The organism is Dongia sp. (assembly GCF_041905885.1).
Classification (GTDB): domain Bacteria; phylum Pseudomonadota; class Alphaproteobacteria; order Dongiales; family Dongiaceae; genus Dongia.
Window position 1 is genome coordinate 1 of the sequence record NZ_JAYRKD010000027.1, and the last position, 23738, is coordinate 23738.

Here is a 23738-nt window from a genome sequence, read left to right on the forward strand (position 1 = left end):
GGCGCCGCGCCGCGCGCGGCTGCCCCATTGGGGGAGCACCGGCTCCTGGCCGACCACATAGACGCTGTCGGCACCCGGGTACTGGGCCGCGGCTTCGAGCAGAGCTTTCTGCCGCGGATCGCCGGTGGCGGCGGCGAGCGCGCGCAGCTGGCCGAGACGGAACTGCAGCCGCTCCTCGGCGGCGATGCGATCGCCGCCCTGCAACGAGACCAGCGGAATTGCCGTGCCGGAGATGGTCGCGTACCAGTCGATGGTGTTGCGGTCCTCAGCGATGACCGGCTCGGCCAGGAAGCCCGCGAGCTGCGGCACCGAACGGCCGACCTGCTCCAGGATCGACGCTGCCGAGGCAATGGTCGGCGCGCCGGCGTTGAGGATCGGCTCGGCCGTATCGGCGGTGGTGCGGGTGAGGCGGAGACGGCGCATGATCAGAACCGATCGGCCGAGCAGCTGCCGCCGACCGGCAGGCCGACATTCTGGCTCTTCAGGAAGCGATCGATCGCGCCGTTGCCGATGGCGAAGTTGGAGCTGCGGCTCTGGCCGGGAATCTGGATGCCGAAGGTGTTGATGCCGACCAGCTGGCCGCAGGCATTGACCAGCGGGCCGCCGCTGTTGCCCTCGGATATCTCCGCGGTATGGGCAAGCACGGGGGTCTGGCTGCCCTGATTCTCCACCGCGCGGACGTCGCCGCGGCTCAACACGACGCCCGGCATGCCGACGGCGCGGCCGGCCTGCAGATCCTGAAACTGCTTGTCGGCGCTGATGACATTGGTCGGGAAGCCGGCAGCGATCACGGGATCCAAGGGCTGCACCGCGCTCGCCATGCTGAGTTGTGGTGCTGCGAGCGGACCGTTCACCGTGACCAGGGCGAAGTCGTCGGAGTAATAGTCGCCGGCATTGCCGATCGGCTCGGCGGAGAGAACCTTCACCCGGCCGAGCAAGGGCTGCGCCTGGGTCGAGGCCATCACCACCAGGTCGCGCCCGACCGAGCCGGCGACGACGTGCCGGTTGGTCAGGACCAGGCCGGGGCCGATCACCATGCCGGAGCCGAGCATCACGTCATCGCCGCCGGTCGGCGCCAGGATGAAGACGGTCTGCTCCTTGAGCTGCTTGACCAGGGCGTCGTTGCGGAGCGCCGCAGCGCCGTCGTTCGGCGCGACGCTCGCGTTCTGGATCATCGCCGGCGGCGTTTCGAGATGCGCGCCGAACTCGATCTTCTGCAGCAGGGTTTCCAGCTCGGCCTGGCGCTTCGGATCACAGACGTCCAGCTTCAGCAGCGCTTCGGCCTGGGTGATGCCGGCGGCGAGGCGGTCGTTGCTTTGCTTCAGCGCGGCGATCTCGTTCTGCAGGACCGCCGGCGCCTGCATCAGGGCGTCCGGAAGCACCGGTTGCGGCGCCGCCACGGTCAGTTCCGGCAGGCGGTAGAACAGCCACCACGCCGCGACGCCCGCCAGGCCGAGGACCAGGACGGCCAGCAGGAGAACCCAGACTCCAAAACCCCTTCGCCCGCGCGCCATGAATGCCCGATCCTCGATCCGCTCTCCCAAGCTAAACAAGGGGTTGCAGCGAATACAAGCTGTTAAACCCCAAACCCGCGGGAATCCGGCGGCTTAGAGCGCGTTCTTCACGCGAAGTTGTGCAAGCTGGATGACACCGACGGTCAGCCCATCACGCGCCCGTCCGGATTGACGCCGCGCACGGCGCCGCCGGGTTTGAAGACCTGCAGACGGATCTCGGCGGTAACTTCCTTGCCGGGCGCCAGGATGAGGAGGCGGCCGCCCTGCTCCTCGACATCGGCGAGGCCGCTGGCCGGCCAACTGGTGTTCGGCCCGACCGCGATCAACCGGGTCTGCCCGTTCCAAGGCGCGTCCTTCAATCCGTTGAGCTCGAACCAGAGCCAGGCATAGGGAAAGACGCTCTCGTCCCAGGAGAGGGCGATGCCGACGGCATTGTCGAGGCGGCGCAAAGTCACCCAGGCACCGCCGGTGATCTTCGGCGGGAAATCGCCGAGGCAGGTCATGGCCGAAAGCGGCTCGCGCGGCCGGCTCAAGTCATAGAGTGCGTTCTTCGCCTTGCTCGGCACCATCGGCCAGCGGCCCTTGCCGCCAGGGCGCAGTGGATTGGCCGGCGCGTCGTAGCGTTCGTCGCTCAGGAAGCCGCGGGCGCTCGACTGGATCTCCACCGGGCCGTCGAGCAGGTCGGCGCCGAAGCTCGGCTGATGGCCCCACATCACCGTCGCGGGCGCCGCACCGGTGCAGCGCGCGGTCTCGCGGATCAGCAAGAGATCGCCATCGAGCGTGATCTCGCGCTCGAGCGTGACCGGCACGGTCTGGAAGCGCCGGCGCAGCACGATCGCGCGATCGTCCATCTGCATGTCCCAGGGTGCCACCGAGGCCTCGCCATGGAAGCCGTGAAACACGCCTTGATAGGTGCAGGCGTCGCCGCCGTTGGGGAAGAGGATCGGCCAGCCGCCGGAATAGCGGGTGAGCCAGAGCGCATCGTCCTGCACGGTCGCCGGATCGAGTGGGGTCGTCTCTGCCTTCCACGGCACCTTGCCGAGCACGGAAAAGCCGAGCTCTTGATGCTGGACGCTGCGGATGGTGCCGCCGACCATCGGGTCGACGACGACGCGCAACTGTTCGTTCTCGAGGAGGACAAGGGCGCTCATGGCAGGCGAGCCCGGGTCGCTAGGTCACCGCCGCAACCGGCTGTCCGGGAACGCGCGCTGTCGAAAGGCGGTCGAGAAATCGGTCATTCGCGGCACTCTTGCTTGTCGTCCCCGGCCTGGATTCGGTCCCAGGCTCCCCGCCGTGAAGCTTCCCGCAGGTGCCGGACCGCAATCAAGAGGCCGGACTAGGAGCGGAGGCATAAAATGCAGATTTTTGCCGTCATTTCCGGGGTTTGTCTCAAATGTCGGAGAAACAGCGCTCGGGATTCAGGGCGCGGCCCAAGGAACTCTTTGCACCGCTCGGGGTTTCCGGTTGTGGCGGAGATCGCCTCGGGGTCTTGGAATTTGCGCGAAGCGTCTGATCAGGCACGGGAATTCTTCAGGGCTGGCACTGAAGGGTTGGCGCGTGCACTGAATGGAGATCGCGCCCCCGATCACATCCGGTTCGGGGGTTTCCATGGCGCAAGCCAAAGTCGAGCAGCGTAGTTCCGAGACCAAGTCGCGCAAGGCGCCGCCCCCGCCCCGCTATTCCGGCAACGGCCATGCCGAATCCGACCCGATTCTTTCGCCCCTGCTGCAGGCCTTGCAGTCGATGCGGATGGGCGATTTCTCGGTCCGGCTGCCGACCGACCAGGTCGGCCTCGCCGGCAAGATCGCCGATACCTTCAACGACATCGTCTCGGCCAACGAGCGCATGGCGCAGCAGCTGGAGCAGGTCGGCCAGGTGGTCGGCCGCGAGGGCAAGACCTCGAAGCGGGTCAAATACGGCATCACCCACGGCGCCTGGGGCGAGATGGAGACCTCGGTCAACACACTGATCGACGATCTCCTGTGGCCGACCACCGCCGTCACCCGCGCCATCACCGCGGTCGCCAAGGGCGACCTGCTGCAGACCGTGCAGCTCGAAGTCGATGGCCGGCCGCTGAAGGGAGAGTTCCTGCGCTCGGCGACCATCGTCAACACCATGATCCAGCAGCTCTCGGTCTTCACGTCGGAAGTGACGCGCGTGGCGCGCGAGGTCGGCACCGAAGGCAAGCTCGGCGGCCAGGCCCAGGTGCGCGGAGTCACCGGCGTCTGGAAGGATCTGACCGAATCCGTCAACTCGATGGCCGACAACCTCACGGCCCAGGTGCGCAACCTCGCCGACGTGACCATCGCCGTCGCCAACGGCGACTTGTCGAAGAAGATCACCGTCGACGTGCGCGGCGAGATCCTGCAGCTGAAAGAGGCCATCAACACGATGGTCGATCAGCTCCGCTCCTTCGCCTCGGAAGTGACCCGCGTCGCCCGCGAGGTCGGCACCGACGGCAAGCTCGGCGGCCAGGCGCTGGTGCCGGGCGTCGCCGGCACTTGGAAGGATCTGACCGATTCCGTGAACGCGATGTGCGGCAACCTGACCGACCAGGTCCGCAACATCGCCGAGGTGACCACGGCCGTGGCGCGCGGCGACCTCTCGCGCAAGATCACCGTCGATGTGCGCGGCGAAATCCTGGAACTCAAGGACACCATCAACACCATGGTGGACCAGCTGAACGGCTTCGCCTCGGAAGTGACCCGCGTCGCCCGCGAAGTCGGCACCGAGGGCCGCCTCGGCGGCCAGGCGCAGGTGCCGGGCGTCGCCGGCACCTGGAAGGATTTGACCGACAACGTGAACTCGATGGCCGGCAACCTGACCGGCCAGGTGCGCAACATCGCCGAGGTCGCGACCGCGATCGCCGGCGGCGACTTGTCGAAGAAGATCACCGTCAGCGTCTCGGGCGAAATCCTGCAGCTGAAAGAGACCATCAACACCATGGTCGATCAGCTCAACGCCTTCGCCGGCGAAGTCACCCGCGTCGCGCGCGAGGTCGGCACCGACGGCCGGCTCGGTGGCCAGGCGCAGGTGCCGGGCGTCGCCGGTACCTGGAAGGATTTGACCGACTCCGTGAACTCGATGGCCGGCAACCTGACCGGCCAGGTGCGCAACATCGCCGAAGTGGCCACAGCCATCGCCAACGGCGACTTGTCGCGCAAGATCACCGTCAACGTGCGCGGCGAAATCCTGGAGCTGAAGGACACGATCAACACCATGGTCGACCAGCTCAACGCCTTCGCGGGCGAAGTCACCCGCGTCGCCCGCGAGGTCGGCACCGAAGGCAAGCTCGGCGGCCAGGCCGAGGTGAAGGGCGTCGCCGGCACCTGGAAACACTTGACCGACTCCGTGAACTCAATGGCCTCGAACCTCACGGCGCAGGTCCGCAACATCGCCGAAGTCGCGACCGCCGTCGCCGAAGGCGACTTGTCGAAAAAGATTACGGTCAACGTCTCCGGCGAAATCCTGCAGCTGAAAGAGACCATCAACACCATGGTCGACCAGCTCAACGCCTTCGCCGGCGAAGTCACCCGCGTCGCCCGCGAGGTCGGCACCGAGGGCCGCTTGGGCGGCCAGGCACAGGTGCTGGGCGTCGGCGGCACCTGGAAGGACTTGACCGATTCCGTGAACTCGATGGCCGGCAATTTGACCGGCCAGGTGCGCAACATCGCCGAAGTGGCCACAGCCATCGCGAACGGCGACTTGTCGCGCAAGATCACCGTTAACGTGCGCGGCGAGATTCTGCAGCTCAAGGAAACGCTGAACACCATGGTGGATCAGCTGAACGGCTTCGCCTCGGAAGTCACCCGCGTGGCGCGCGAAGTCGGCACCGAAGGGCGTCTCGGCGGCCAGGCGCAGGTGCCGGGCGTCGCCGGTACCTGGAAGGATCTGACCGACAACGTCAACTCGATGGCGGGCAATCTGACGGCCCAGGTCCGCAACATCGCCGAAGTCACCACCGCCGTTGCGCGTGGTGACCTCTCGCGCAAGATCACCGTGGACGTGAAAGGCGAAATCCTCGAGCTGAAGAACACCATCAACACCATGGTCGATCAGCTGAACGGGTTCGCTTCGGAAGTGACCCGCGTGGCGCGCGAGGTCGGCACCGAGGGCAAGCTCGGCGGCCAGGCCGCCGTGCCCGGCGTCGCCGGCACCTGGAAGGATCTGACCGACAACGTCAACTTCATGGCCTCGAACCTGACCGGCCAGGTCCGCAACATCGCCGAGGTCGCGACCGCCATCGCCAACGGCGACTTGTCGAAGAAGATCACCGTGGACGTGCGCGGCGAGATCCTGCTCCTCAAGGAAACGCTGAACACCATGGTCGAGCAGCTGCGCTCCTTCGCGGCCGAAGTCACCCGCGTCGCCCGTGAAGTGGCGACGGAAGGCCGGCTCGGCGTGCAGGCGGTGGTGCCCGGCGTCGGCGGCACCTGGAAGGACTTGACCGATACCGTGAACCTGCTGGCGGCGAACCTCACCACCCAGGTCCGCAATATCGCCGAGGTGACCACCGCCGTGGCCCGCGGCGATCTCTCGCGCAAGATCACCGTGGACGTGCGCGGCGAAATCCTCGAGCTGAAGAACACCATCAACACCATGGTCGATCAGCTCAACGCCTTCGCCTCGGAAGTCACCCGCGTCGCGCGCGAGGTCGGCACCGAAGGCAAGCTCGGCGGCCAGGCGCAGGTGCCCGGCGTCGCCGGTACCTGGAAGGACCTGACCGACACCGTCAACGTCATGGCGGCGAACCTGACCGAGCAGGTTCGCGGCATCGTGAAGGTCGTCACCGCGGTCGCCGACGGCGACCTGAAGCAGAACCTGACCGTGAAGTCGAAGGGCGAAGTCGCGGCGCTGGCCGAGACCATCAACAACATGACCGACACCTTGGCGACTTTCGCCGAGCAGGTGACCTCGGTCGCCCGCGAGGTCGGCGTCGAAGGGCGCCTGGGCGGCCAGGCCAACGTGCCGGGCGCCGCCGGCACCTGGAAGGACCTGACCGGCAACGTGAACCTGCTGGCCGCGAACCTCACCAACCAGGTGCGCGCCATCGCCGAGGTGGCGACCGCCGTTACCAAGGGCGACTTGACCCGGTCGATCCAGGTCGATGCCCGCGGCGAGGTCGCCGAGCTCAAGGACAACATCAACACCATGATCGGCAACCTGCGCTTGACCACCGAGCGCAACACCGAGCAGGACTGGCTGAAGACCAACCTCGCCCGCTTCACCAACATGCTGCAGGGCCAGCGCGATCTCTCCGCCGTCGGCCGCATGCTGCTCTCCGAACTGGCGCCGCTGGTCGGCGCGCAGAACGGCGTGATCTACCTGGTCGAGAACACCGACAGCCTGCGGCGCCTCTCGGTCTATTCCGACCAGGGGCTGGACGGCCATCCGCAGCGGCTTACCGTGGGCGAGGGCCTGATCGGGCAATGCGCGGCCGACGCCAACCGTATCCTGATCACCGAGATGCCGGACAATGTGGTGCCGATCGGCTCCGGCCTGTTCCGCGCCGTGCCGAAGAACGACATCGTCCTCCCGGTGCTGTTCGAGGGCCAGGTGAAAGCCGTCATCGAGCTGGCCTCAGTCAACGACTTCACCGAGCTGCAGATCTCCTTCCTCGACCAGCTGACCGCCTCGATCGGCATCGTCTTGAACTCGATCGAAGCCACCATGCAGACCGAAGGCCTGCTGGTGCAGTCGCAGCAGCTCGCCGGCGAGTTGACCACCCAGCAGCGCGAGTTGACCCAGACCAACGAGCAGCTGGAATTGAAGGCCCAGCAGCTCGCAGAACGCAACGTCGAGGTCGAGCGAAAGAACCGCGAAATCGAACAGGCGCGGCGGGCGGTGGAAGAAAAGGCCGCCGAGCTGGCGCTGACCTCGAAATACAAGTCGGAATTCCTGGCCAATATGAGCCACGAGCTCCGCACCCCATTGAACAACATCCTGATTCTCGGCCAGCAGCTGGCCGAGAACCCGGACACCAACCTCACGCCGAAGCAGGTCGAGTTCGCCCGCACCATCCACGGCGCCGGCACCGACCTCCTCAACCTGATCACCGACATCCTCGATCTCTCCAAGATCGAGTCCGGCACGGTCTCGGTGGAAGCGGGCGAGGTGCTGTTCAGCAACATCTTCGATTCCGTGGTGCGGCCGTTCCGCCACACCGCCGAGAATCGCAAGCTCACCTTCGACGCGCATCTCGACCCGACGCTCGATCGCAGCATGATCACCGATGCCAAGCGCTTGCAGCAGGTGTTGAAGAACCTGCTCTCCAACGCCTTCAAGTTCACCGAGCGCGGCGGCGTCAAGCTCTCGATCAGCAAGGTGAGCGCCGGATGGTCGGCGGATCACCCGACCTTGAGCCGCGCGCCGGCCGTGGTCGCCTTCGAGGTCACCGATACCGGTGTCGGCATCCCGCTGGAGAAGCAGAAGATCATCTTCGAGGCCTTCCAGCAGGCCGACGCCTCGACCAGCCGCAAATTCGGCGGCACCGGTCTCGGCCTCGCGATTTCCCGCGAGCTTTCCAGCCTCTTGGGCGGCGAGATCCAGCTGAAATCGCTGCCCGGCCAGGGCAGCACCTTCACGCTCTACCTGCCGCTGAATTATGTCGGCCCGATCGAGCAGCCGCAGCCGGAGAACCGGGCGCGGCGCAATGCGCCGATCGAGGTGATCAGCCACAAGCTCGGCAGCCTGCCGGAGGAGCGGGTGCCGGACGACCGCACCGTGCTGGAGCCCGGCGACCGCATCCTGCTGGTGGTCGAGGACGATCCGACCTTCGCCCGCATGGTCGCCGACATGGCGCACCAGCATGATCTCAAGGTGCTGATCGCGCATAAAGGCGCTGAGGCCCTGGCGCTCGCGCGCGAGTATCAGCCGAGCGCGGTCTCGCTCGACATCTTCCTGCCCGACATGCTGGGCTGGTCGGTGTTGAGCCAGTTGAAGCAGGATCCGCTGACCCGGCATATCCCGGTGCAGATCGTGACCCTGGAGGACGATCGCCAGCACGGCCTCGCCCGCGGCGCCTTCAGCTTCATCACCAAGCCATCGAGCACGGAAGGGTTGGAGAAGGCGCTTGAACGTATCACCGAGTTCAGCCGCGCCCGGCGGCGCAAGCTCCTGATCATCGAGGACAACGCCGCCGAGCGCTTCGGCATCAGCGAGCTCCTCGGCTACGACGACATCGACATCATGGCGGTCGATAGCGGCGCCGCGGCCATGGAGGCGTTGCACGGCGACAAGTTCGACTGCGTGGTGCTGGATCTCCGCCTGCCCGACGTCTCCGGCTTCGACCTCCTCTCCAAGATCTCCAACGAGGACACGCTGGCCGATGTCCCGGTGGTGATCTTCACCGGCCGCGAGCTGACGGCCGAGGAGGACGCGCAACTCCACACCATGGCCCGCAGCGTCGTGGTGAAAGGTGTGGAATCGCCCGAACGCCTGCTGGACGAGACGGCCCTGTTCCTGCACCGTGTGGTGACCGATCTGCCCGCGGAGAAGCAGCGGATGCTGGAACGGCTCTACTCCTCCGACGAGGATCTGATCGGGCGCACCGTGCTGCTGGTCGATGACGACGCCCGCAACATCTTCACCCTCTCGAGCGTGCTCGAGCGGCGCGGCATGAAGGTGCTGACGGCCACCACCGGCAAGGAGGCGATTCAGACTCTGGAAACCTCCGACGAGGTAGCCTTGGTGCTGATGGATATCATGATGCCGGAAATGGACGGCTATCAGACCATGCAGGCGATTCGGAGCAAGGCCGAATTCCGGCGCCTGCCGATCATCGCGCTGACCGCCAAGGCGATGAAAGGCGACCGGGAGAAATGCCTGGAAGCCGGCGCCTCGGACTATCTCGCGAAGCCGGTCAACACCGAGCAGCTCCTCTCGGCGCTGCGCATGTGGCTGCACCGCTAGGGGAGGCCGGTCATGAATCCGGTGGAACCCGTCAACATCCTGCTGGTCGATGACCAGCCGGCCAAGCTGCTGAGCTATGAGGCGATCCTCAGCGAGCTCGGCGAGAATCTGATCAAGGCGCAGTCCGGCCGGGAGGCCTTGGAGATCCTGTTGAAGCAGGATGTCGCGCTGATCCTGATCGATGTCGTCATGCCGGATCTCGACGGTTTCGAGCTGGCGCAGATGATTCGCGAGCATCCGCGTTTCGCCAAGACGGCGCTGATGTTCGTCTCCGCCGTCTCGGTGACCGAGCTCGATCTCCTCAAGGGCTACGAGCACGGCGCGGTCGATTACATGCCGGTGCCGATCGTCCCCGATCTCCTGCGGGCGCGGGTGCGGATCTTCATCGATCTCCACCGCAAGACCCGCGCGCTCGAAGGCATGAATGCAGAGCTCGAGCGCCGGGTCGAGGAGCGCACGGCGGCTTTGGCCGAGATCAACCAGCAGCTCGAGAAACGGGTCGAGGAACGGACCCGGGAGCGCGAGGTGGCGCTGGCCCAGGTCCATGAGATGCAGAAGATGGAGAGCCTCGGCCAGCTGACCGGCGGGCTCGCCCACGACTTCAACAACCTGCTGATGGGCATCCTCGGCTGCCTGCAATATATCGGCAAGCGCATCCCGGACGATCCGAAGTCGAAGCGCATGGTGAAGGCCGCCCAGGAGAGCGCCGAGCGCGGCGCGGCGCTGACCAAGCGCCTGCTCGCCTTCGCGCGGCGCCAGGAGCTGCATCCGGAAGCGATCCACCTCGGCTCGCTGATTGACGGCCTGACCGAGATGCTGCGCCGCTCCGTGGGGCCGACCATCGCCATCGACCTCCATCTCTCCGATGACCTCGACCTCATCGAGGTCGATCCCAACCAGCTCGAGCTTGCCTTGCTCAACCTCACCCTCAATGCCCGGGACGCGATGCCGGAAGGCGGGCGGATCTCGATCGCGGCGCGCAATGCCGATATGAGCAACGCGATGGTCGCCTTGCAGAACGGACGTTATGTGCAGGTCTCGGTGATCGACGACGGCGCCGGCATGGACGAGGCGACCTTGAAGCGCTGCACCGAGCCCTTCTACACCACCAAGGAGCGCGGCAAGGGCACCGGCCTCGGCCTCTCGACCGTGCAGGGCATGGCGGTGCAGTCCGGCGGCGCCATTCATATCAGCAGCGCGCCTGGCGAAGGCACCACGGTCAATCTCTGGTTCCCGGTCGCCGCCGCGGCAACGGCGATCATGGCGGCGGCACCGGCGGTCGACGCGGCGCCGTCGCGCGACCAGTTCATGGTGCTGGTGGTCGATGACGAGGCCCTGGTCGGCCATGTCACCGCGACCATGGTCGAGGATCTCGGCCATGCCGCAATGTGGGTGCCGTCCGGTGCCGAGGCGCTGGAAGTCGTCCGCTCCGGCCGCCCAATCGATGTGGTGATCACCGATCATGCCATGCCCGGCATGACCGGGGGCCAGCTCGCGGAGCAGATCCACAAGCTCATCCCGGGGATGCCGATCATTCTCGCGACCGGCTTCGCAGATCTGCCCGGCTCCTACGCGCAGGACCTGCCGCGGCTCTCCAAGCCCTATGGCCCGGACGAGCTGGCGCAGGCACTGGCGACGGTGGAGCCGCAGCAGCGGGCGGCGTCGTAAGCCGGATCAGGCGCCGAAGCGCGGCTCCGGCACGCCCTTGATGCCGAGATCGTAGATCGCGAACAGACTGCCGCGGAGCACGCCGTCGCCGGGGAAGCGCGGCAGCGGCGGTTTCGCCATCGAGGTCACGAACAGGATGTCGAGATTGGGGCCACCGAACATCACGCTGGTCACCTTCTTCACCGGCATGTCGATGACCCGCTCCACCTTGCCGTCCGGCGTGTAGCGCTTCAGCTTGCCGTCATAGACCTGCGCGTTCCAGAGGCAACCCTCGGCGTCGACCGTCGAGCCGTCGGCGGCACCGCCGGTCGAGGTGTCGATCTTGGTGAAGGTGCGCCGGTTGGAGACGTTGCCGGTCTTGATGTCATAGTCATAGGCCCAGATCTCGCCCGACCAGGAATCCGCGAAGTAGAAGGTCTTGTCGTCCGGGCTGAAGCAGGGGCCGTTGGAGACGATAATCCCGCTGTCGATCTTGGTGACCTTGAAATCCGGATCGACCCGGTAGAGCGAGCCGTTCGGCCCCGCCTCCATCGTGTCCATGGAGCCGGAAATGAAACGGCCGCGGCGATCGACCTTGCCGTCGTTGATGCGGGTGGTCTTGAGGTCCGGCTCGGGGTCGTGGATCAGCGTGGATTCGCCGGTCTTGAAGTCGAGCAGGTGGAATCCGTTGGCCAGCGAGCAGATCGCACCGTTGCCGTCCTTGCGCAAGGCCATGGAGCCGATCTTCGCCGGCACGTCCCAGGCGCGGATCTCGCGGCCATCGACCGTGCAGCGGAAGACGTTGCAGCCGAAGCTGTCGATCCAATAGAGGCGCTGCTGCTCGACGTCCCAGAGCGGGCCTTCGCCCAGGATGGTCTTCACATCGACCAGCACTTCGATCCGCATCGTTCTTCTCCCCTAGAAAGCGACCTTGTCCGCACCCTTCAGACTCAAAATCTCGCGCGCTTCGTCGGGCGTCGCCACTTCCATGCCGAGACCTTCGATCATCTTGCGCGCCAGCGTCACCTGCTCGGCGTTGGATTGCGCCAGCCGACCGGGGCCGCCCCAGAGCGAGTCCTCGAGGCCGACACGGACGTTCCCGCCCATGGCCAGCGCCATCGAGATGATCGGCATCTGGTTGCGCCCGGCGCCCAGCACCGACCATTGATACTTGTCGCCGAACAGGCGGTCGGCGGTGCGCTTCATGTGGATGACGTCCTCCGGATGCGGGCCGATGCCGCCGAGGATGCCGAACACGGTCTGCACGAAGAGCGGCGGCTTCACCAGCCCGCGCTCCAGGAAATGGTGCAGGTTGTAGAGATGGCCGACGTCGTAGCATTCGAACTCGAAGCGGATGCCGCTGTCGCTCAAGGTCCGGAGCGCGTATTCGATGTCCTTGAAGGTGTTGCGGAAGATGAGATCGACCGAGTTCTCGAGATGCTCCTTCTCCCAGGGATGCTTGAACTCCTTGAAGCGGTTCAGCATCGGGAACAAGCCGAAGTTCATCGAGCCCATGTTGAGCGAGGCGACCTCGGGCTTGAAGCGGATCGAAGGCTGGATGCGCTCCTCGATCTTCATCCAGGGGGCACCCCCGGAGGTCAGGTTCACCACGGCGTTCGAGCGCTGTTTGATCACCTTCAGAAATGGCTCGAAGGCCTCCGGCGTCTGGTCCGGCTTGCCGGTCTTCGGGTCGCGGGCATGGAGATGCACGATCGCCGCCCCCGCCTCCGCCGCCCCGATCGCCGCATCGGCAATCTCGCTCGGCGTCACCGGAAGATATTGCGACATCGACGGCGTGTGGATGGCGCCGGTAACGGCGCAGGTGATGATGACTTTGCGTTTCGTGGCCATGTTGCTTGTCCTTACGATCCGATTTCCTTGGCGGCCTTGCGCTTGTGCGCCGTGAGCGCCATCAGGCGGCGGTCGCGCCATTGGTGGCGCTTCAAGAGGTCGGCGGCCGGCAATTTCGCGCGGCGTTCCTTCTCGACCGTTTGCATCACTTCGCCGGCCCAATCGACCCGGCGTTGCATCGATGGGAAGAGCCTCGAATAGATCTGCTGGTAGCGCTCGCAGTAATCCTTGACCCCGCCCGGTGCGTTCAGGTCGATGGTCTCGAACGGGCCCATGAAGGACCAGCGCAAGGCGAGACCTTCCCGAATGCCGACATCGACATCCTCCACCGACGCATAGCCATCCGCGACCAGGCGGAAGGCCTCTTCAAGCAGCGCGCCCTGCATGCGGTTCATGACAAAGCCGTCGAGCTCGCGCTTCATCATGATCGGCGCCTGGCCGGAAGCCACGGCCAGCTGCCGGGTCTTCTCCATGGCGGCGGGATCGGTCCAGGGCGCCGGCACGATCTCCACCGCGGGAATGAGATAGGGCGGGTTGATCGGGTGCATGACCAGGCAGCGGGCGCGGCCCTTCAGGTGCTCGGTGAATTTCGAGGGCAGGATCGCCGAGGTCGAGCTGGAGAGCACAGTCTCCGGCGCCGCGATGGCGTCCAGCTCGGCGAAGACCTTCTGCTTCACCGCGACGTCTTCAGGCGTGTTCTCCTGCACATGCACGACGCCGTCGAGCGCCTCCTTGAGGCTCGCGGCGGGCTTGATCCGCGCCACCAGCTGGTCGGCGGTCTGGCCCTCGAGCAGGCCCTCTGATTCCAGCGGTGCCGCCATCTCGCGCGCGAAGGCGATCGCCTTTTCCGCGGCGCCGGCCACCTGGTCGTAGAGTCGAATCTCATGCTTGGCGCGGGCAAAGCTGATGGCCCAGGCCCGCCCGATCAAGCCGCTGCCGATGATGGCAATCTTCGCCATGATTTCACTTCTTCCCTTAGAGCGTCTCGACGTTGCCGTCGACGCCGAGTGACTGACCGGAGATATTCTCGCCCATCGGCGACAGCAGAAACAGCACCATCGCGGCGACGTCGTGCGGCGAGACCATGCGGCGCAGCGACGTTCGCGAGAGATATTCCTTCTCCATCTCCTTGTAGGAGATGCCGAGCTGCTCGGCCCGGGCGCCGATCACGCCTTCGATCCGCGGCCCTTCGACGATGCCGGGCAGGATCGCGTTGACCCGGATGTTCGAGGGCCCGAGCTCCTTGGCGAGGCTCTGGGTGAATCCGATCACGCCGAACTTCGCCGCGGCATAGGGCGTGCGGAAGGCATAGCCGTGCTTGCCCGCGGCCGAGGACATGTTGACGATGGCGCCGCCGCCCGCCGCCTTGATCTCCGGCACCGCCAGACGCGCGCAGAGGAACTGGCCGGTCAGGTCGATGTCGATGCAGCGCCGCCAGTCTTCCGGCGTGATTTCATCGACGCCGCCGGTCGGCCCGGCGATGCCGGCATTGTTGATGAGGGCATCGATCCCGCCGAGCGACGCCTTGGCCTCCTTGAAGAAGCGCTCGACATCGGCTTCTTTCGAGACGTCGGCCTTGGTGACGCCATGGCCGGCATGGGTTTTCTTGAAATCCGCCAGGAAATTCTCGGCGACGTCGCAGATGTGCAGCTTGGCGCCGTGCAGGATCAGCATGTCGCTGATGGCGCGGCCGATCCCCGAAGCGCCGGCGGAGATCACCACCCGCAGGCCCGGCTTCAGCCCGTTGACCCAGTTCTTCCCGGCGAGTTGCGCCATACCTCTAACTCCCTAGTGGTTCTTTTCCCGAAGCGCGATCACCGCGGCGAGGACCACCAGGCCGAAGATGATGACGCGGGTGGCATAAGGCAGGGTGGTGCCGGCGAGCAAGGTCTGCAGCGCGGTCAGCAGCAGCACGCCGCCGACCATGCCGAGATAGGAGCCGCGCCCGCCGGTGATGAGCGTGCCACCGACCACCACGACCGCGATCGAGGGCAGCATGTATTCATCGCCCATGCCGAGACTGGCCTGGCCGGAGAAGCCGGTCAGCATGCAGCCGACCAGCGCCGCGCAGAAGCCGGAAAGCGCATAGACCGCCAGGATGGTGCGGTCGACATTGATGCCGGAGAGTGCGGCGACCTTCTCGCCGTTGCCGAGGCCATAGACTCTTCGGCCGAAGGGTGTGCGCCGGTGCAGCAGCACCGCGGCGATGACGAAGAGGATGATGAAGACGACGACCGGCGTCACCACGCCGGCCTTGTCGGTCATGAACCAGCGCATCAGCGGCGCCGAGAAGCCGGCCGGTGTGCCCTGCGAATAGAGCAAGGCGAGGCCCTGCAGGATGCCGTTCATCGCCAAGGTCATCACGATCGGCGAAATGCCGAAGATTGCGATGCCGATGCCGTTGGCCAGGCCCACCAGGCAGCCGATCGCCAGCACCAGCGGCAAGGCATAGACCAGCGGCCCATTCTGCCCGTTGACGATCCCAGCGAGCAGGATGCCGGAAAGTGCGATGGTCCAGGGCACCGAAAGATCGAGGCCGCCGGTCAGGATCACCGTCCCCTGCCCCAAGGCGAGAATCAGCAGGAAGGAAGAGAGCACCAGGATCGAGTTGTAGTAGCCCCAATTGCCGAGCGCGCGACCGACGGTCAGCTCGGTCACCACCAGCACGATCAGGAAGCAGACATAGGCCGGCAGCGCATAGCGGATTGCCTCGGCATTGCGGACCAGGAAAGAGGGTTGCGGCGTCTTGTTGGGCTTGGCCTCGATGCCCGGCAGCACCAGCCGCTGCGCGGCACGATTCACCTGGCGCGGCAGCATGCCCTTGCGCCAGGCCTGGAAGCGGACGTAGCCGGCCCTGAGATGCTTGGCGGCGCGGGAGTCGCGGCTGATGGCCCCGGCCAGCACGGCGAGGATCAAGATGCAGCCCTCGACCACGGTCGAGTAATAGGCCGAGACGTTCAGCACCAGCAGGATGTTGACGATGATCATCAGGATATAGGCGCCGATAATCGAGCCCACGACCCCGCCCCGGCCGCCGCCCAGCCGCGTGCCGCCGACGACGACGGCGCCGAAGATCTGCAGCAGCATGGAATTGCCGACCAGCGGATCGCCGGCGCCGGTCTGCGCGCTGACGAAGACGCCGGCAAAGCCGTAGCAGCCGCCGGCCAGCACATAGACGATGAACTGCACCAGACGCGTGGAGATGCCGCGCGCCCGTGCCGCTTCCAGGTCACTGCCGATCGCGTAGATCGCGGTCCCCAAGCGCGTGCTCTTCAGCCAGAGCCAGAGCAGCACCATGATGCCGAGCAGCACCAGCGCCATCGGGATGAGCTCCGGTACCGCATCGAGCGCCAGCGCGTTGCTGAGGCCCATCGGCACCATGCCGCCCGGCTTGTCGAGCACGAGGAGCGTCAGGCCCTGCACGATGAACATGGTCGAGAGCGTGACCACGATCGGCTGCAGGCGGAAGAAGGCGATGAAGAAGCCGTTGAAGGCGCCGGTCGCCATGCCGACGCCGATGCCGAGCAGCGACCAGAGCAGGATGCCGCCGGGCGTGTCCGGCATGTTGGTGGCGACCACCACATTGACCAGCGAGATGACCGCGCCGGCCGAGAGGTCGAAGCCGCCGGTCAGGATGACGAGAGTCTGCCCCGTCGCGGCGATCGCCAGCGGCGCGCCACCGGTCGAGAGCGAGCTCACCTCGAAATAGCTCATCGGCCCAGCGCTCATCCAGTCGTTGATGAGCAGCAGGACGATGAACACGCCGAGCGCCACCAGGACGCCCTGGTAGCGGCCAAGACGGAAGTTGCGCTGCCGCTGCGGGGTGCCGGTGGCGGAGAGGCTGGTCATGCCGCGCGCCCCGCATTGTCGCCGTGGCCGAGCGCCGCGCGCATGATCGAATCCTCGTTGAGCTCGGCGCCGGAGACTTCGCGGGCGATGCGGCCCTGGTAGAGCACCAGCACCCGGTCGGCGAGATGCACCAATTCCGGAATCTCGGTCGAATAGAGCAGGATCGAACCGCCCGCCTCCACGTACTGGCGCATCAGGCGATAGAGCTCGTGCTTGGTGCCGACGTCGATGCCGCGGGTCGGGTCGTAGAGCAGCAGCACCCTGCTTTCAGCCAAAAGCCATTTGGCGATGGCGATCTTCTGCTGGTTGCCGCCGGAGAAGGCGCCGGCGCGGGTCCAGAGCGCGCGCTCTTGCACATCGACACGCTGGAACACGCCGGAGACGGCGTCGCGCTCCGCCTTCGTGTCGATGAAGCCGAAATTGGCGAAGCGCTCGATCACCGGGATCGACGTGTTCTCGGTGCCGGAGAGCTTCAGGAACAGCGCCTCGGTCTTGCGGTCCTCGGGCACCAGGCTGATGCCGATATTGGCGCGGACCGCGTCGGTCGGGCTGGCGATGGTGACCGGCTTGCCATCGACCGCGATCTGGCCGGCGGTAAGCTCCGCGGCGCCGAAGCAGGCGCGGAACAGCTCGAGCTGGCCCATGCCCTGCAGACCGGCAATGCCGAGGATCTCGCCCTTATGGAGCGCGAAGGAGGCATCGGCGAGCTTGCCGGAGGTCGCGAGCTTCTCCGCCCGCAGCACCTCGGCGCCGGATTGATGGGTCTTCGCCGGCTTCTCCGGAAAGGCCTGGCCGATCGAGCGGCCGACGATCATGCGGATGACTTCCTCGTCGTCGAGGTCGGCGACCTTGGCCGTCGCGATATGCTGGCCGTTGCGCAAGACGGTCAGCGAATCGCAGAAGTCGCGCACCTCTTTGAGGCGATGCGAGATGAAGATCACGGTGACGCCGCGCGCCTTCTCCCGCGCGATCACCGCGCCCAGCCAATCGACGTCGCTGCCGGAAAGCGACGAGGTCGGCTCGTCCAGCAGCAGGATCTTCGGCTGGCGATAGAGCGCCCGGGCGATCTCGATCTTCTGCTTGATGGCGAGGTCGAGCGGTCCGACTTCATCGTTGAGATCGATGCTCTCGAGCCCAAGACCGGCGAAATGCGCGGCGACCGCATCCTGCGCGGCGCGGCGCCGGACCAGGCCCAGCGGATTCATCGGCGCGTAAGGCAGCAGCACGTTCTCGAGCACGGTCAGGTCGCGCACCAGGGTCATTTCCTGGAACGCGGTCTGGATGCCGCAGCGATGCGCGGCGCGGGGGCTTTTCAGCGAGACGGCCTGGCCGAGCACCTGGAAGCCGCCCTGGTCGGGGGTCATCAGGCCGCTCAGCAGTTTGACGATGGTCGATTTGCCGGCGCCGTTCTCGCCGAGCAGCGCATGGACGCTGGCTTCCGCCACTTCGAAGGAAACGTCATCGACCGCGACCGTGGCCCCGAAGGCCTTGCGAACGTGGTCGGCTGCGATGGCAACGGCGGTCATGCTTGCGCGTTTGCGTTGTTGGCGGCGGGTCTGTGGCACCCCCACCCCAACCCTCCCCCAGAGATGGGGGAGGGAGAAAGAGGCGCCGTGCAAAGCCCTCCCCCGACTTCGGGGGAGGGTTGGGTGGGGGTGCCGCAGACTCGATGCATCAAATCAGATTCCGTTACCGAAGAAAAAACTGGACGGCGCGTGGGGCGCGCCGCCCAGCTCAGGTCGAGGTAGACTCAGGGTTCGGGCTGGCCGATCAGGGCGGCCTGGAACCCGACTTCCGGGGTCTGGTCTGAGAAGATCGAGGCGAACCAGCCCGGATTCGGCACGAGCGACGGTGGGAAGGCGTTGCAGCCGGCCTTCATCTCTTCCCAGGAACCGGTCTCGCAATACTTGATGGTCTCGTTGGTGACGATCGGCAGCGGCAAGGTGGTGAGCTTCGGAATGTCCTTGCCCTCCAGCTTCTGCACCGCGAGCTTCAGCGCCAGCGCGCCGGAATAGGGCGGCGAGGCGTAGGAGATGCGCGGCGCGCCGAGCGGCGCATAGGGCGGCGTGTCGCCGCCTTCCACCTTGGCACTGGTCGGCAGCATCTGGATGCGGCCGCCGTTCGAGCCTTCGCCGGCGCAGGGCAGCAGCTCCTCGATCTTCTTGCCGGCTTCGAGCTGCATCGCATTGGCGGTGTAGCAGCCGACCTGCATCCAGAGCCCGTCGATCGCGTCCCAGTTCTGGGTGGCGAGGATCTTCGAGAGCTCGGTGCGGGCGACCGCCTGGCTCCACATGCCGACCGCCTCGGCGACGATCTTGATGTCCGGATGCTTGGCGAAGACTTCCTTCGCCGCCTTGGTGCGCAAGGTATCGACCGAGGTGCCCGGCACGCCGGTGATGGCGATGATGTTGCCCTTGCCGCCGAGCTTCTTCACCAGCCATTCGGCGGTGACGCGGCCGGCCTCTTCCTGGTCGATGGTCACGTTATAGGCGCAGGGCTCCTCGATCGCCGCGTCATAGGCGATGATGATGACGCCCTTGCTGCAGGCATTCTTGACCACCGCGTTCAAGGCCGTCGGCGAGATCGGATAGACCACGATCGCCTTGGCGCCCGCCTGGACCATCGCGTTGATCTGCTGGATCTGGCGCTGGGCATTCGGCCCCGCGACCTGGACCTGGAGGTCGATCTTGTCGGCGAAGTCCTTATGCGCCGCCATGGCCTTCACCATGTTGGCGGCTTCAGCCTGCCAATCATTGCCGATGTAGGACATCGACAAGAAGACCTTGAACTTGTCCGCATGCGCGGCACCGGACTGGGCCATTACGCCCAGCGCAAGCGCGCCGGCGGCGAGGAATCGCCACCCCGTTTTCCACGATTTCATCATCACTCTCCCATCGTGCGGCCGATTGGCGTCGGGTGCGTCGCGCGCCCTGGACCCCGGCCGCGGCCACATCGGCGCGGAGCCCAAACTTCTTTTTGATCATTTGATCATAAATCAGATATCATCGGCCGAGCAAGGGCGTTTCCTCCAATGCCCTTGACGCAGCAACGGCTCAGCGATACCCGCAGCGACGCAATGTCCGTGGATACGACTCAGCGATCGAAACGACGCACCTCTGCCTTGCCGCAGATGCAGGTGGCGCGCGTCACTTTGCCTGAAGAGATCTATCGCCGTTTGAAGACCATGATCCTCGACGGTGGCCTTGCACCGGGCGAACTGGTGACCATCCAGGGCTTGGCGAGTGCTTTTGGGGTGAGCGCCATGCCTGTGCGCGAGGCCCTGCAGCGGCTGACGGCGGAAGGCGCCTTGCGCGTGATCTCCGGCCGCTCGGTCGGAATCCCGGAACTGGAATCCGATCGCCTGGCCGATCTCACCAAGGTCCGGGTCGAGATTGAAAGCCTGGCCGCCTCCTGGGCCACGCCGCTCATCGGCAAGGACGAGATCGCCAAGCTCGATGCCCTGGTCGAGACCATGACCAAGGCGGTCGAGGATGGCGACACCCGCGCCTATGTCCGCGGCAATCACGATTTCCATTTCACGATCTACGCCGCATCGGGATCGGCGACCCTGCTCTCGGTGATCGAAGGGCTCTGGCTCCAGGTCAGCCCCTACTTCCATCTGCTGCATGGCGTGCGGGGCGCCGGCAACTACGACAACGCCAACCATGAGCATAAGCTCATCTTGAAGGCGATCCGCGCAGGCGACGCCAAAGCCTGCGCGGCGCACCTCCGCGGTGACATCGAATCCGCCACCGCGGGTCTCCTCAAGCTGCTGGGCTAGCCGCGCTCACTCTTCCGGCTGGCCCACCAGCGCGGCGTTCAGGCCGATCTCCGGCGTGGTCTCGGAATAGACCGAGGCGAACCAGCCCGGGTTGGCGATGATCGCCGGCTGGAACACGTTGCAGCCCGCCTTCATCTCGGCCCAGGTGCCTTCGGCGCAGAGCTTGATGTTCTCGTTGGTGACGATGGTTTGCGGCACGTCAGTCAGGGCCGGGATCTCCTTGCCCTCGAGCTTCTTCACCGCAAGGCTCAGCGCGAGCGCGCCGGTGAAGTTCTGCGAGCCCGACGACCAGCGCTGGGCGCCCATCGGCCGGTAGGTGCCGCTCGCCCCTTCGACTTCGGTCCCGACCGGCAGCATCTGGATCCGGCCGCCGTTGGAGGCTTCGCCGGCGCAAGGCTTGAGCTTGTCGTCGGCGACGCCGGCTTCGCTCTGCATCGAGTTCGCGGTGTAGCAGCCGGCCTGCATCCAGAGCCCGTCGATCTGGTCCCAGGGCCGCGTCGCCACCACCTTGGAGAGTTCGGTGCGCGCGACCGCCTGGCTCCACATGCCGTTCGCTTCGGCGATCACTTTGATGCCGGGATGCTTGGCGAAGACTTCTTTCGCACCTTCGTTGCGCAAGGTGTCGACCGTGGTGCCGGGGACGCCGGTCACCATCACGACATTGCCTTTACCGCCGAGCTTATCGACCAGCCATTCGGCCGACTTCTGGCCCCAGGCCTTCTGGTCGATATGGACGTTGTAGGCGCAGGGCTCTTCGATGATCGAATCATAGGCGACCACCACCACGCCCTTGGCGCAGGCATTCTTCACCACCTGATTGAGCGCGGTCGGCGAGATCGGATAGACGATGATCGCCTTCGCGCCGGCCTGGACCATCGCGTTGATCTGCTGGATCTGGCGCTGCGCATTCGGCCCCGCGACCTGGACCTGCAGGTCCACCTTGTCGCGATAGGTTTTGCTCAAGGCCATCGCCTTGATCATGTTGGCGGCCTCGGCCTGCCAGTCGTTGCCGATATAGGACATCGACAGGAAGATCTTGAACTTCTCCTGGGCCTGCGCAGCGCCGGTCCAGGCGGAAACACCCAGCGCGCCCGCAAGGCAGGCAGCCGCGATCTTCGACTTCGATAGAAGCGTCATCTCACATCCTCCCGGTTTCATCGTTCCGGCGGCTCGTTCGCTGTCCGCCGATCACCCTGTGCGGTCTCGGAGGAGTCCGCATCGACGGAGTATGCCGTTAACATCTTATATCGTCAATCTGTGATCACAGATAGGACTAAATGACCTTCCAGTGAGAGCGCGCCTGCCGCCGGCGGCGTAGGAGCCAGGCGGCTGTGCAGCACGCGGAGGTTGAATTTTTGAGCTAGGCCGGGCGTCCGATGCGAGCACCGCGCGGCGGCACGGGCTCGGCCTGGATCGGGGCGCCGAAATGATGCCGGCGGAACCAGGAGGCAGCGGCGCGGATATCGAGCGCCAGCGCAAAGCGCGCCTCTTCCGGATCGCGGCGCTCCATGGCGGCAACCACGCGTTCATGCACCGGAACGCCGCGGCGGAACATCTCGATCGAGCCATCGATATGCTGCACGAAGGCCAGCACCGGCCCGAAGCGCAGCCACAGCGAGCCGATGATCTTCAGCAGCGCCTCCGACTGCGCCGCTTCATAGACCGCAAAGTGAAAGTGCTGGTTGCCTTCCAGCATCCCGCCTGCATCCCGCGCCTCGATGGCCTCGCCGAAGGTGCGGTTGATCTTGCGGAGCTCGGCGCAGATCCCCGGCGTCGCCCGCAAGGCGGCGCGTTGCGCGGCATAGCCCTCGATCTCGCAGCGCAGCCGGATCCATTCGTCATAATTCTCCAGCGTCAGAGCCGCAACCTGGAAGGTCCGGTTCGGCAGCTGGGTCAGCGCGTTCTCGGTGACCAGGCGCTGGATCGCCTCGCGGACCGGCATCGGGCTGGTGCCGAGTGCGGCGGCCAGCGCCCGGATGGTCAGCACCTCGCCCGGCATGAAGCGGCCCTGGTAGAGCGCGTCGCGCAACTCCTGATAGACCCGCTCCTGCACGGTCGTGACGTCGATCGGCCTGACCTTGTCGTCCATGGGTGTCCCGAAGCCTCAGCCCGAATCGCGCCGCACCGGCCCATCATAGAGCCTCTCGGAGCAGCCTACAGCAGCCCGTGACGGTTTCAAACACTGTCTATCTTCGATATGTGATCACAAAATTGATTGCCAACGCGTCCCGGCCGGCTATCCTCGACGGCAACGAAAAGACCAAAGCTGGGGAGAGAACGCATGGTCGAGATCCGCTGCATCGTCGACGCCAAGAACCATCTGGGCGAGGGACCGCTCTGGGACGTGAAGGAGCAGCGGCTCTACTGGATCGACAGCTCCGCCGCCGAGATCTACAGCGCCAAGGAAGACGGCAGCGACGTGAAGCGCTGGTTCGTGCCGACCCATATCGGCTCGATGGCCTTGCGCGAGAAGGGCGGCGCGGTGCTCGCCCTCGCCAACGGCTTCAGCCTCTACGACTTCGAGACCCAGAAGCTCACCCATATCGGCGATCCCGAGGCCGACGAGCCGGAGAACCGGCTGAACGACGGCAAGGTCGATCGCCGCGGGCGGTTCATCGCCGGCTACATGGCCTATGACCATGACCGCGAGGATGCCAACCGCGGGCAGCGGCCGGTCCGGAACTCGGCGCTCTACCGCCTCGATCCCGATCTCAGCATCCATAAGCTCGATTCCGGGATCAAATGCTCGAACGGGCCCTGCTGGTCGCCGGACAACAAGACCTTTTACTTCTGCGACTCCTACGACAAGGTCATGTACGCCTACGACTACGACATCGAGACCGGCAGCGTCAGCAACCGCCGCAAATTCCTCACCGCCTGGGAATATCCCGGCACCTTCGACGGCTCGACCGTGGATTCCGAAGGCTTCATCTGGAACGCCCATGTCTTCGGCGGGCGCATCATCCGCTACGCGCCGGACGGGCGGATCGACCGGATGATCGAGTTCCCGGTCCGCAACCTCACCAGCGTGATGTTCGGCGGCGCCAATCTCGACGTCCTCTACTGCACTTCGATGGGCCGGCCGATGAAGGGCGTGCCGCAGAAGGAAGCGACCGCGGGCGGCGTCTTCGCGGTCACCGGGCTCGGCGTGAAGGGCATCGCCGAGCCGCGGTTCGCGGGGTGAG

General features: G+C 65.8%; 16 protein-coding genes. 4 read left to right on the plus strand and 12 right to left on the minus strand.

Translation table 11 applies throughout. The features are described 5' to 3' along the window. From ACH2CY_RS22065 to ACH2CY_RS22075, 3 genes are all read right to left on the minus strand, one after another. The coding region (locus tag ACH2CY_RS22065) for a hypothetical protein (RefSeq protein ID WP_395021759.1) at nucleotides 1-423 on the minus strand (423 nt) is incomplete at its 3' end. 2 nt (nucleotides 424-425) lie between these two features. Next, nucleotides 426-1514 (minus strand): trypsin-like peptidase domain-containing protein, encoded by a 1089-nt coding sequence (locus tag ACH2CY_RS22070; protein ID WP_395021761.1) that lies wholly within the window; start codon nucleotides 1512-1514, stop codon nucleotides 426-428. A 143-nt stretch (nucleotides 1515-1657) separates the two neighbouring features. Beyond that, nucleotides 1658-2665 (minus strand): hypothetical protein, encoded by a 1008-nt coding sequence (locus ACH2CY_RS22075; protein WP_395021763.1) that lies wholly within the window; start codon nucleotides 2663-2665, stop codon nucleotides 1658-1660. A 457-nt stretch (nucleotides 2666-3122) separates the two neighbouring features. Between ACH2CY_RS22075 and ACH2CY_RS22080 the strand changes: the two genes are divergently transcribed. Both ACH2CY_RS22080 and ACH2CY_RS22085 read left to right on the plus strand, forming a co-directional pair. Next, entirely contained in the window at nucleotides 3123-9425 is a 6303-nt protein-coding gene (locus tag ACH2CY_RS22080; RefSeq protein ID WP_395021764.1) for a HAMP domain-containing protein, read from the plus strand. Between the two features lie 12 nt (nucleotides 9426-9437). Next, nucleotides 9438-11093, plus strand: a complete 1656-nt coding sequence (locus ACH2CY_RS22085) for a response regulator (RefSeq protein ID WP_395021766.1) — start codon at nucleotides 9438-9440, stop codon at nucleotides 11091-11093. A 6-nt stretch (nucleotides 11094-11099) separates the two neighbouring features. Here the strand turns inward: ACH2CY_RS22085 and ACH2CY_RS22090 are convergent, their stop codons facing one another. The 7 genes from ACH2CY_RS22090 to ACH2CY_RS22120 all read right to left on the minus strand — a co-directional run bounded on the left by ACH2CY_RS22090 (nucleotide 11100) and on the right by ACH2CY_RS22120 (nucleotide 19653). Beyond that, complete coding sequence (locus ACH2CY_RS22090; protein ID WP_395021767.1) at nucleotides 11100-11978, minus strand: SMP-30/gluconolactonase/LRE family protein; 879 nt, start codon at nucleotides 11976-11978, stop codon at nucleotides 11100-11102. A gap of 12 nt (nucleotides 11979-11990) precedes the next feature. Beyond that, nucleotides 11991-12923 carry a 3-keto-5-aminohexanoate cleavage protein gene (locus ACH2CY_RS22095; protein ID WP_395021769.1) on the minus strand — a complete coding sequence of 311 codons (933 nt, stop codon included), beginning with the start codon at nucleotides 12921-12923 and terminating at the stop codon, nucleotides 11991-11993. A gap of 11 nt (nucleotides 12924-12934) precedes the next feature. Further along, complete coding sequence (locus ACH2CY_RS22100) at nucleotides 12935-13882, minus strand: 3-hydroxyacyl-CoA dehydrogenase (protein WP_395021770.1); 948 nt, start codon at nucleotides 13880-13882, stop codon at nucleotides 12935-12937. 16 nt (nucleotides 13883-13898) lie between these two features. Further along, nucleotides 13899-14699: an SDR family oxidoreductase gene (locus tag ACH2CY_RS22105; protein WP_395021772.1), complete on the minus strand. Its 801-nt coding sequence runs from the start codon at nucleotides 14697-14699 to the stop codon at nucleotides 13899-13901. Nucleotides 14700-14711: 12 nt separating this feature from the next. Then, entirely contained in the window at nucleotides 14712-16772 is a 2061-nt protein-coding gene (locus ACH2CY_RS22110) for an ABC transporter permease (RefSeq protein ID WP_395021773.1), read from the minus strand. Continuing rightward, nucleotides 16769-18298: a sugar ABC transporter ATP-binding protein gene (locus ACH2CY_RS22115; RefSeq protein WP_395021774.1), complete on the minus strand. Its 1530-nt coding sequence runs from the start codon at nucleotides 18296-18298 to the stop codon at nucleotides 16769-16771. The genes ACH2CY_RS22110 and ACH2CY_RS22115 overlap by 4 nt, the downstream gene beginning before the upstream one ends. 224 nt (nucleotides 18299-18522) lie before the next feature. Next, nucleotides 18523-19653 carry a sugar ABC transporter substrate-binding protein gene (locus tag ACH2CY_RS22120; protein WP_395021775.1) on the minus strand — a complete coding sequence of 377 codons (1131 nt, stop codon included), beginning with the start codon at nucleotides 19651-19653 and terminating at the stop codon, nucleotides 18523-18525. Nucleotides 19654-19908: 255 nt separating this feature from the next. Between ACH2CY_RS22120 and ACH2CY_RS22125 the strand changes: the two genes are divergently transcribed. Then, on the plus strand, nucleotides 19909-20553 hold the full coding sequence (locus ACH2CY_RS22125; RefSeq protein ID WP_395021777.1) for a GntR family transcriptional regulator: 645 nt from the start codon (nucleotides 19909-19911) through the stop codon (nucleotides 20551-20553). Between the two features lie 6 nt (nucleotides 20554-20559). Here ACH2CY_RS22125 and ACH2CY_RS22130 read toward each other — a convergent pair whose 3' ends face one another. Both ACH2CY_RS22130 and ACH2CY_RS22135 read right to left on the minus strand, forming a co-directional pair. Beyond that, the gene (locus ACH2CY_RS22130) at nucleotides 20560-21690 is read right to left on the minus strand and encodes a sugar ABC transporter substrate-binding protein (RefSeq protein ID WP_395021779.1); all 1131 of its coding nucleotides are present in this window, start codon (nucleotides 21688-21690) and stop codon (nucleotides 20560-20562) included. Nucleotides 21691-21913: 223 nt separating this feature from the next. Further along, on the minus strand, nucleotides 21914-22642 hold the full coding sequence (locus tag ACH2CY_RS22135; protein ID WP_395021780.1) for a GntR family transcriptional regulator: 729 nt from the start codon (nucleotides 22640-22642) through the stop codon (nucleotides 21914-21916). 192 nt (nucleotides 22643-22834) lie between these two features. Here ACH2CY_RS22135 and ACH2CY_RS22140 point away from each other — a divergent pair, with 192 nt between their 5' ends. Beyond that, the gene (locus ACH2CY_RS22140; protein ID WP_395021781.1) at nucleotides 22835-23737 is read left to right on the plus strand and encodes an SMP-30/gluconolactonase/LRE family protein; all 903 of its coding nucleotides are present in this window, start codon (nucleotides 22835-22837) and stop codon (nucleotides 23735-23737) included. The last annotated feature ends 1 nt before the right edge of the window (nucleotide 23738 follow it).

Excerpts from the sequence above, each read along its gene's own strand:
- ACH2CY_RS22070 (WP_395021761.1), bottom strand. The coding sequence starts at position 1,514 with ATGGCGCGCGGGCGAAGGGGTTTTGGAGTCTGGGTTCTCCTGCTGGCC.
- ACH2CY_RS22075 (WP_395021763.1), bottom strand. The coding sequence starts at position 2,665 with ATGAGCGCCCTTGTCCTCCTCGAGAACGAACAGTTGCGCGTCGTCGTC.
- ACH2CY_RS22080 (WP_395021764.1), top strand. The coding sequence starts at position 3,123 with ATGGCGCAAGCCAAAGTCGAGCAGCGTAGTTCCGAGACCAAGTCGCGC.
- ACH2CY_RS22085 (WP_395021766.1), top strand. The coding sequence starts at position 9,438 with ATGAATCCGGTGGAACCCGTCAACATCCTGCTGGTCGATGACCAGCCG.
- ACH2CY_RS22090 (WP_395021767.1), bottom strand. The coding sequence starts at position 11,978 with ATGCGGATCGAAGTGCTGGTCGATGTGAAGACCATCCTGGGCGAAGGC.
- ACH2CY_RS22095 (WP_395021769.1), bottom strand. The coding sequence starts at position 12,923 with ATGGCCACGAAACGCAAAGTCATCATCACCTGCGCCGTTACCGGCGCC.
- ACH2CY_RS22100 (WP_395021770.1), bottom strand. The coding sequence starts at position 13,882 with ATGGCGAAGATTGCCATCATCGGCAGCGGCTTGATCGGGCGGGCCTGG.
- ACH2CY_RS22105 (WP_395021772.1), bottom strand. The coding sequence starts at position 14,699 with ATGGCGCAACTCGCCGGGAAGAACTGGGTCAACGGGCTGAAGCCGGGC.
- ACH2CY_RS22110 (WP_395021773.1), bottom strand. The coding sequence starts at position 16,772 with ATGACCAGCCTCTCCGCCACCGGCACCCCGCAGCGGCAGCGCAACTTC.
- ACH2CY_RS22115 (WP_395021774.1), bottom strand. The coding sequence starts at position 18,298 with ATGACCGCCGTTGCCATCGCAGCCGACCACGTTCGCAAGGCCTTCGGG.
- ACH2CY_RS22120 (WP_395021775.1), bottom strand. The coding sequence starts at position 19,653 with ATGAAATCGTGGAAAACGGGGTGGCGATTCCTCGCCGCCGGCGCGCTT.
- ACH2CY_RS22130 (WP_395021779.1), bottom strand. The coding sequence starts at position 21,690 with ATGACGCTTCTATCGAAGTCGAAGATCGCGGCTGCCTGCCTTGCGGGC.
- ACH2CY_RS22135 (WP_395021780.1), bottom strand. The coding sequence starts at position 22,642 with ATGGACGACAAGGTCAGGCCGATCGACGTCACGACCGTGCAGGAGCGG.
- ACH2CY_RS22140 (WP_395021781.1), top strand. The coding sequence starts at position 22,835 with ATGGTCGAGATCCGCTGCATCGTCGACGCCAAGAACCATCTGGGCGAG.